This is a genomic window from Craurococcus roseus, from assembly GCF_039523795.1.
GTDB classification, from domain to species: domain Bacteria; phylum Pseudomonadota; class Alphaproteobacteria; order Acetobacterales; family Acetobacteraceae; genus Craurococcus; species Craurococcus roseus.
On record NZ_BAAAFZ010000050.1, the window covers coordinates 81,260 to 90,070 of the forward strand.

Here is an 8,811-nt window from a genome sequence, read left to right on the forward strand (position 1 = left end):
GCCACTACCCGTCCAGCATACGCCTGCCCAACTGAGGCAGCGGAAAACCGCGACACCCTGGAGCCTTCCATGGCCATCCTGAAGATCGCGCGCATGGGCCACCCGGTCCTGCTACGCGAGGCTGACCCCGTCCCCGACCCCACGGCGCCCGAGATCCGGCGCCTGATCGCCGACATGGCCGAAACCATGCGCGACGCCCAAGGCATCGGGCTGGCCGCGCCGCAGATCCACGTCCCGCTCCGCCTCTTCGTGTGGCGGGGCGACGGCAGCACGGTGTCGGCGCTCATCAACCCGGAAGTGGAGCCGCTCGGCGACGAGGTCGAGGCGGCCTGGGAGGGCTGCCTTTCCATCCCCGGCATGCGCGGCTGCGTGACCCGCCCGCGTCGCGTCCGCTACCGCGGCCTGGACGGCGAGGGCCGGCCGGTCGAGGGGGAGGCGGAGGGCATGGCCGCCCGCGTGATCCAGCACGAGACGGACCACTTGGACGGCGTGCTCTACCTCATGCGGATGGAGGATTTCGCCTTGTTCGGCTTCACGGAGGAACTGGCCCGCGCCGCCGCGGATCAGGCGCGGTGACGGCGGTGGAGCGGAGCGAGGTGCGCGACCGGGCGATCCGGGCGATGCTCCCGGTCGCCGCCGACAACGGCTGGAACTGGGGCACGGTCCGGGCCGGCCTCGCCGCCATCGGCGAGGACCCGGGGCTCGCCGAGAGTCACTTCCCGGGCGGGCCGGTTTCGGCCGTCGCCGCTTGGGTGGACCTCGCCAACCGGGAGATGGAGGCGGCCGCGGCGGCCGAGGACATGGCCGGGCTCCGCACGCCGGGCCGCATCCGCCGGGTGGTGGAACACCGCCTCGCCGCCTCCGCGCCGCACAAGCGGGCGCTGCGCCGGGCCGTGGCGCTGCTGTCCCTGCCCTGGAACGCCGGGGTGGCGCTCCGGAGCACGGCCCAGACCGCGAGCGCCATCTGGTACGCCGCCGGCGACCATTCGTCCGACTTCTCCTGGTACACCCGCCGCGCCTCCTTGGGCGCGATCTACGCCGCGACCCTGGCCTACTGGCTCCGCGACGACGACCCGGATACATCCGACGCCTTGGCCTTCTTCGACCGCCGCCTGGCGGACCTGGCGCGGTTGCAACGCGGTATGCGCGGTAACAAGGCGGCGCCCGCCTAGCGCCGGTCGTTCCAGTCGGCGTTCATTTAGTGTAATGCGGGTTTGTCAAAGGGGAATGTGCGCGTGACGGTTGTACCGGTGATCCTGTCCGGCGGCTCCGGCAGCCGGCTCTGGCCGCTCTCCCGCGAGGGCTACCCGAAGCAGTTCTGGCCGCTGCTCGGCGGCGGTCGGACCATGCTCCAAGAGACCGCGTCCCGCGCGTCGGGCCCGGGCTTCGCCCCGCCGGTCGTCGTCTGCAACGAGGCCCACCGCTTCCTGGTGGCCGAGCAGCTCCGCGAGGCGAAGGTCGAGGGCGCGCGCATCCTGCTGGAGCCGGCCGCGCGCAACAGCGCCCCGGCCATCGCCGCCGCCGCCTTGCTGCTGCGCCAAGCCGACCCCGAATCCGTGCTCTGGCTGCTGGCGGCCGACCACGCCATTGCCGACGTCCCTGCGCTGCACCGGGCGTTGGAAGGCGCGGTCGCTGCGGCGCGGGCCGGCCGCATCGTCACCTTCGGGATGCGGCCGGACAAGGCGGAGACCGGCTACGGCTACATCGAGACCGGCGCCGATCTGCCCGGCCTGCCGCGCGTCCACGCCGTCGCCCGCTTCATCGAGAAGCCGGATGCCGCGACCGCCGAAAGGTTCGTCGCCGGCGGGCGGCACCTGTGGAACAGCGGCATGTTCGTCGCCACCGCCGCCACCCTGCTGGACGAGCTGTCGCGCTACGCCCCCGAGGTCGTGCAGGCGGTGGAGCGCGCGATGGCCGCCGCCAAGCGCGACCTCGACTTCGTGCGCCTCGGCGAAGCCGAGTTCACCGCGGCGCCCGCCATCTCCATCGATTACGCGGTGATGGAAAAGACGGAGCGCGCCGCGGTGGTCCCGGCCGCCATCGGCTGGTCCGACATCGGTTCCTGGGACGCGCTGTGGGACGCCGCGGAGAAGGACGGCGCCGGCAACGCCACGGTGGGGCCGGTGGAACTGCTGGACGCGGAGGGCTGCTACGTCCGCTCCGAAGGGACGCTGACCGCGGCCGTCGGCCTGAAGGACATGGTGGTCGTCGCCACGGACGACGCCGTGCTGGTGGCGCCGCGCGCCCGCGCGCAGGACGTGAAGGCGCTGGTGGAGCGGATGAAGGCCGCCGGCCGCCCGGAGGCCAAGGGCCACCGCCGCGTGTTCCGCCCCTGGGGCCACTACGAGGGGCTGATCCTCGGCGAGCGCTTCCAGGTGAAGAAGATCCAGGTGCGGCCGCGGCAGAAGCTCTCCTTGCAGAAGCACTTCCACCGCGCCGAGCACTGGGTGGTGGTGAACGGCACCGCGGTCGTCGAGCGCGACAACGAGAGCATCCTGCTCCGCGAGAACGAGAGCGTGTACCTGCCGCTGGGCTGCGTCCACCGGCTGGAGAACCCGGGGATGATCCCGCTGACGCTGATCGAGGTGCAGTCCGGCGCCTACCTCGGCGAAGACGACATCGTCCGCATCGAGGACACGTACGGGCGGGCCTGAGGCCCGCCCGCCGCGCCGCGCCGGAACGCCGTCAGGGCGCGGCTTGCTCGCCGCCGTCGGCGCGCGCCCGCTCGATGGCGCGGGCGGCGACACGCCGCGCGATCTCCTGGCCGGCGGCGACGTCGCTCGGGTAGTGGATGCCCGCCCAGACGCGCGACTCGCCGGACTCCCGCCCGAGCGCGCGCAGCGCCTCCGCGTCGCGCGGGAACAGGTGCGACTGCACCAGCGCCGAAGTCATCGAGTAACAGGCGTGCGCGGCCGGGTAGCTCGGGTGGTTGGGCGTGGCGAACACGGTGCGGAACTCGCGGTCGAGCTGGAACGGGCGGATCGCCCAGTAGGCGTACTTCGCGTCCCAGCAGGCGATGCCGGCGTCGGACAAGGCGACGTTGAGCAGGGCGTAGGCGCGGGCGGCGCGTGGCGGGTTCGCGGCCTGGCCGTGCTCCAGCAGCAGCCGGCCGAGGTGGTTGTTCCAGTACTCGTATTGCCGCAGGCCGCCGACCGCGGCTTCCCAGAACAGCGCCCGCGCGTTGGTCAGGGGCGTGCGCTGGAACGCCCGCAGCGCGGCCATCTCCGCCGCGCGCTCCAACGAGTCGTGCGCTGCCGGCGGCGGCGGGCGGAACTCATCCTGCGAAGCGAGCATCCACGGCACCCAGGTCGCCGCCTGCGGCGTGGCGGGGTTGGTGCCGTTCCATAGGCCCGGCCCCACCGGCACGCTGCCGGACCAGGGCTGGTCGGACCGGTCCCGCCGCCCGCGCTCCAGCACCGCCGCTGCGACCCGGCGGCCGAGTTCGGCGCCGGCCTCGACGTCGCTCGGGAAGGCGACGCCGGCAAGGAGGCGCATCCGGCCGGCCTCTTCCGCCATCTTCGCAAAGGCGGTGGCGCGTTGCGGGAAGATTTCGCCGAGCACGGCGGCGGCCGTGGCCCCCGCGACGGCGTGCTCGTCGGGGTAGGACGGACTGGGCGGCGTCGCGACCACCGTGCCGAAGGCCGGGTCCGCCGCGCCCGGCCGCGGGCGGTTGTGCGCGTGCTTGCTGTCCCACGCCGCTACGGTCGCGTCGGCCAGGGCGACGTGGAGCAGCGCGAGGTGGCGGTAGCCGAAGTTCGCGGTGAGGCCGGCCTTCAGCGCCTCCTCCACCGCGATCCGGTTCCACCGGTAGGCGGGCGCCGCGGCGTCCCACCAGCCGATGCGCTCGCGCGCCTCCGCGTCGCGGGACGCGGCCAAGGCGCGGAGCTGCTCCATCTCGGCGCGGGTGGCCGCGGCGTCGGGCGGCGGCGGCAGGCGGAACTGGGCGCCCGACGACAGCACCCAAGTCCGCCAGCCGCCTGCGCCGGGCTCGGTGGTTCCCGAGGGTTGCGCGTCGGCCGGGCCCGGGAGGAACAGGGCAGCCCCGATGAGCAGCGCGGCACCGGCGGCGCGGCGCGCGAGCGTCGGACGAATCATGGCATCCTCCTCCCGCGCCGGGTTCGGCCGGGGCGGCAGGGGAGTGTGGACCCGCGCGGTAGCGGAATATGTGACGGGCCGCACAGGTGCGGACTCCCGCGCGGGATGCGGTGTCCCCCCCGCGACCCGGCAGCCGCGGGGCCGTTGCAGCCCGCGAACCCGCCAGCCGGAGTTCCCGATGCGCCTTGCGCCCGAGATGCTGCTCCTCACGCTGGCCGCGCCCGACGCGCGCCCGGGCGCCGGCGGATCGCGACGGCGGCGGGCAGCCCGAACGGGCGCCGATCCGGCGGTTCCAGCCGCCCGGCCCGTTCCCGAGCAACCCGCTGACGAACCGGCCCTTCGCCGGCCCGGAGGCGAACGTGGACGAGCAGCGCCGGACAGTGGCGGCGATGCGGGGCCTGCTGGTGGAGTTGCAGCAACCCGTGTCGCAGACCAAGCAGGCGCATCGGAACGTGTCGGACACGCCCTGGCATTCGCTGCACGGGCTGTCGCAGGAGCACTACAAGGGCATCTTGGCCATCGCCGACCGCGTCGCGGAGCGTATGTTGGCGATCGGCTCCGCCGCCGACGGGCGGCCGACGACCCTGGTGCAGCGCTCCGCGATCCCGGAATTCCCGGCCGGCTTCGTGGACGCCGCACAGGTGATCCTCTGGTTCGCGGAGGCGTACCGGGTGGCCGCCAACGTCGCGCGCCAGGGCATCAAGGAAACGGAGGATCCGGACCCCGCCACTTCGAAGCTCTTGCAGGAAGTGGACGCCCTCGTCGCCAAGTACCGATGGCGGATGCGGGCGCACTTCCAGCCGACGCCTACGGACCCTAACCGCGGCGCGGACCTGAACAACGGGCGGGCTGTGGAGGTGCCCGGCGCGCGGCCTGTGCAGCCGCGCTGATCCGGGGGGCCTCTACTCGGGCGCGTAAAAAGCTTCTCGCACCGCGTTGGCGACCGGGCCGGAGCCGATGATGGAGGTCTGGGTCATCACGACGCCGACCACGCGGTTGCGCGGGTCCACCCAGAACTGGGTGCCGTAGATGCCGCCCCAGCCGTAGCTGCCGGTGGGCAGGCGGGTCTTCGCCGCGGCCGGGTCCGTGACCACCGCCACGCCGAGGCCGAAGCCCCAGCCGGGGCCGCGGAGCGTCACCATGTCGCCGGTGAGATTGGTGGTCATTTGCCGCACGGTTTCCGGCCGCAGGACGCGGGCGCCGTCCAGTTCGCCGCCATTCAGCAGCATCTGGCAGAAGCGGGCGTAGTCCTGCGTGTTGCCGCTCATGCCGGCGCCGCCGGAGTGGTAGGCGGTGTTCGAGAAGGCCCGGCCGGGGTCGAGCAACGCTTCGCCGCGCGTGAGCGGGTAGGGCACGCGCTCGGCCGCCGTGACCGGGACGAAGCCCGTCCCGAGCGCGCCCGTCCCCTGCGCCGGGCGCGTCACCGGCACGAAGCGCTCGCGCATCCCGGGGGTGGCGCGGAACACCCAGCTTTCGAGGCCGAGCGGCCGGGCGATGCGCTCCGCCACGAAGGAGCCGAGCGGGCGGCCCGTGGCCTTCTCGACCACGGCGCCGAGCACGTCGGTGGCGAGGGAGTAAGTAGTGCCACTCGGCCCCGGGCTGGAAGGCGAGCGGGGCGGCGGCCAAGCGGCGCATCGCCTCCTCGGTCGTCACCTCCGGGTCTGCCAAGCCGTCCACCACCTTGGCGTCGCGGTAGGCTTCCACGAAGCCGGGGCGGTTGATGAAGTTGTACGAGAAGCCGGCGGTGTGGGTCAGCAGCTCGCGCACGGTCGGCGGGCGGCTGGCCGCTACCAGCGAACCGTCGGGCTGGCGCACCTTGAGGGAGCCGAACTCCGGCAGGTGCTTGCTCACCGGGTCGTCGAGGCCGATCTTGCCGTCCTCGACCAGGATCAGCGCGGCCACCGAGGTGACGGGCTTGGTCATGGAGGCGTAGCGGAACAGGTCGTCGGTGCCGATCGGCGCCTGTCCGCCCGGCTCGCGGACGCCGAACGCCCGGCTGTAGACCGGGCGGCCGTCCTGCACGATCAGCGCTACGATGCCGGGGGTGGAGCGGCCTTCCACCAACTGCCGCAATTGCGCGTCGAGGTGCGACGTGCGCGCGTCGGGCGTCCGCGCCAGTGTCGGCGCGGGCGCCCAGGACAGCCCGGCGACGCCGCCCCCGAGCAATCCTTGCAGCAGCAGGCGGCGTGTGGGCATCGGCGTTTCCTCCTGTTCCGGCCTTCGTCGGGCCTTAGCGCTTCATCGCCTTTTGCAGGTTCTCGTCGATCTTCGCCAGGAAGGCCTGGGTGTTGAGCCAGGGCTGGTCCTTGCTGATGAGGATGGCGAGGTCCTTGGTCATGTCGCCGCTCTCCACCGTCTGGACGCAGACCTTCTCCAGCGTCTCGGCGAAGGCGGTGACGTCCGGCGTGTTGTCGAAGCGGCCGCGGTAGGCCAGCCCGCGCGTCCAGGCGAAGATGGAGGCGATCGGGTTGGTGCTGGTCTCGCGGCCCTTCTGGTGCTCGCGGTAGTGGCGCGTCACCGTGCCGTGCGCGGCCTCGGACTCCACCGTGTTGCCGTCGGGGGAGAGCAGCACGGAGGTCATCAGGCCGAGCGAGCCGAAGCCCTGGGCCACGATGTCCGACTGCACGTCGCCGTCGTAGTTCTTGCAGGCCCAGACGTAGCCGCCTTCCCACTTCAGCGCGGCGGCCACCATGTCGTCGATCAGCCGATGCTCGTAGGACAGGCCGCGCTTCTCGTACTCGGCTTTGAAGTCGCAGTCGTAGGTGTGCTGGAACACGTCCTTGAACATGCCGTCATAGGCCTTGAGGATCGTGTTCTTGGTGGAGAGGTAGACGGGGTAGTTGCGCGCCAAGCCGTAGTTGAAGCAGGCGCGGGCGAAGCCCTCGATGGAGGCGCGGGTGTTGTGCATCCCGAGCGCCACGCCCGCGCCCCGGAAGTTGAACACCTCCAGCACCTCCGCCTCGCCGCCGCCGGCCGGCTGGAATTGCAGGGTCAGCTTGCCCGGGCCGGCGATCTTCGTCTCGACCGCGCGGTAGATGTCGCCGTAGGCGTGGCGGCCGACCACGATCGGCTTGGTCCAGTGCGGCACCAGGCGCGGCACGTTGGAGCAGATGATCGGCTCGCGGAAGATGGTGCCGTCGAGGATGTTCCGGATGGTGCCGTTCGGGCTGCGCCACATGCGCTTGAGGCCGAACTCCTTCACCCGCGCCTCGTCGGGGGTGATGGTCGCGCACTTCACGCCGACGCCGTACTGCTTGATCGCGTTGGCCGCATCCACCGTCACCTGATCGTCCGTCCGGTCGCGGTACTCGATGCCGAGGTCGTAGTACTTCAGGTCCACGTCGAGATAGGGCAGGATCAGCTTGTCCTTGATGAACCCCCAGATGATGCGGGTCATCTCGTCCCCGTCGAGCTCGACGACCGGGGTCTTCACCTTGATCTTGGCCATGCGCTGTCCTTGCCGTGCCGCGGCCCACGGCGCGGCGGGTTCGGCACGCGGCGGGGCGTCTGTCCTCGGATGGGCGCGGACATTCGCACCGGGGCGGGTGGGGGGCAAGCCTCGCGCGGCCTTCATGCCGTTTCGGACAAAAGCGCCGCGAAGGAGGGGGCGTCCCCGTCTGGCGGGTCGTCGGCCAGTACCGCCACGCCGTCGTTGAAGAAGGCCACGAAGGCGTCGGCGTGCCAGTGGCGGGCGTCGCGCCGGGTCTGGGCGAGGCCCCAGGGGCAATCCCCGGCGCCGTTCTCGCGCAGGCTGCCGGCGTTGTAGGCGACGCAGACGAGCGGCGGGTCGAAGGCGGTGGGGCGGCGGCCGGAAACGGCTTGGCGGCGGATCACCGCGGCGCCGGCGCGGAGCGACACCGCGGGGTCGAGCAGGCGGGCGCGGTCGAGCGACGGGTCGCCCAGCGCTTCCCGCGCGGTGCCGATCAGGGTCTGCATGAGGCCGGGCGAGACGCGCTGGGGCGTGGCCTCGTCGCTGGCATAGCCCGGTTCTTCCCGCACCGCGTCGGCGCGGCCGCCGCTCTCGGTGCAAGCGGTGGCGAGCAGCAGTTCCACGGGCACGCCGGAGTGCCGGGCGGCGTCCTGCATCGGGGTGCGGAAGCGCTCCCAGGCGAGGGCGGCGGTGCGGGGCGGGCCGGGGGTGCGGGGCGGCGCTTCGCCGCCTTCGAGGAGCACGCCGATCGGGGAAAGGCGCCAGCGGCGCGAGCCGCGGCCCATGGGCGGGCCGTGCGGGACGCAAAGGCGCGGCAGGAAGGGGCGGAGCACGGCCCGCCAATCGGGCGGCGCGGCGCGCGGGGCCGGCGGCACGGCGGGCAGGAGCCGTTCCCAGGCGCCGCGCCGGAGCACGCCGTCGGCGGGCAGGCCGGCGCGGCGCTGGAGCGCGGCCACGGCGTCGCGGGTGAGAGGGCCGAACACGCCGTCCGCCTCGGCGCGCATGGCGCCGGCGCGGACCAGCGCTTGCTGCACGGCGCGGACGTCCTCGCCGCTGAGCAAGGGGAAGCGGAAGGACAGGTCGCGTTCGAGGGCGATCGTCATCGGGGCGGCTCGCAGGTGCGGGGGTGGAGGAGGGCGGCGTCGGTTTCGAGCCGCGCGCGGTGCTCCGACGGGGCGGCAGCGGAAAGGGCGAGGGCGCGGCGGATTGCGGTGCAGCGCCCTTCGGCGGGACCGACGCGCGCCAGCAGGAGCGCGGCGCGTGCGCCGAGCAGCGCGGCGAGCGCG

The 8,811-nt window shown here is 73.1% G+C and carries 8 protein-coding genes and 1 pseudogene; 4 read left to right on the forward strand and 5 right to left on the reverse strand.

All coding sequences use genetic code 11. The annotated features are described in order from the left end of the window. Nucleotides 1–69: 69 nt before the first annotated feature. From def to ABD067_RS16215, 3 genes are all read left to right on the forward strand, one after another. On the forward strand, nucleotides 70–576 hold the full coding sequence (def, locus tag ABD067_RS16205) for a peptide deformylase (protein WP_343896386.1): 507 nt from the start codon (nucleotides 70–72) through the stop codon (nucleotides 574–576). Then, a complete protein-coding gene (locus ABD067_RS16210; protein ID WP_343896387.1) occupies nucleotides 573–1,172 on the forward strand; it encodes a COQ9 family protein in 600 nt (199 codons plus the stop codon). Before def ends, ABD067_RS16210 begins: the two co-directional genes overlap by 4 nt. A gap of 63 nt (nucleotides 1,173–1,235) precedes the next feature. Continuing rightward, complete coding sequence (locus tag ABD067_RS16215; protein WP_408871565.1) at nucleotides 1,236–2,654, forward strand: mannose-1-phosphate guanylyltransferase/mannose-6-phosphate isomerase; 1,419 nt, start codon at nucleotides 1,236–1,238, stop codon at nucleotides 2,652–2,654. Between the two features lie 31 nt (nucleotides 2,655–2,685). Here ABD067_RS16215 and ABD067_RS16220 read toward each other — a convergent pair whose 3' ends face one another. Beyond that, entirely contained in the window at nucleotides 2,686–4,095 is a 1,410-nt protein-coding gene (locus ABD067_RS16220) for a phosphatase PAP2 family protein (protein WP_343896389.1), read from the reverse strand. Nucleotides 4,096–4,454: 359 nt separating this feature from the next. Here ABD067_RS16220 and ABD067_RS16225 point away from each other — a divergent pair, with 359 nt between their 5' ends. Next, a complete protein-coding gene (locus ABD067_RS16225) occupies nucleotides 4,455–4,985 on the forward strand; it encodes a Dps family protein (RefSeq protein WP_343896390.1) in 531 nt (176 codons plus the stop codon). A gap of 12 nt (nucleotides 4,986–4,997) precedes the next feature. Here ABD067_RS16225 and ABD067_RS26460 read toward each other — a convergent pair. From ABD067_RS26460 to ABD067_RS16250, 4 genes and pseudogenes are all read right to left on the reverse strand, one after another. Further along, nucleotides 4,998–6,291 (reverse strand): annotated as a pseudogene (locus ABD067_RS26460) (serine hydrolase domain-containing protein). Nucleotides 6,292–6,325: 34 nt separating this feature from the next. Further along, a complete protein-coding gene (locus ABD067_RS16240) occupies nucleotides 6,326–7,543 on the reverse strand; it encodes an NADP-dependent isocitrate dehydrogenase (RefSeq protein ID WP_343896392.1) in 1,218 nt (405 codons plus the stop codon). A 122-nt stretch (nucleotides 7,544–7,665) separates the two neighbouring features. Next, nucleotides 7,666–8,628: a peptidoglycan-binding protein gene (locus tag ABD067_RS16245; RefSeq protein WP_343896393.1), complete on the reverse strand. Its 963-nt coding sequence runs from the start codon at nucleotides 8,626–8,628 to the stop codon at nucleotides 7,666–7,668. Then, nucleotides 8,625–8,811 (reverse strand): hypothetical protein (locus ABD067_RS16250; protein ID WP_343896394.1); only part of this gene is annotated, 187 nt, incomplete at its 5' end. The genes ABD067_RS16250 and ABD067_RS16245, both read right to left, overlap by 4 nt.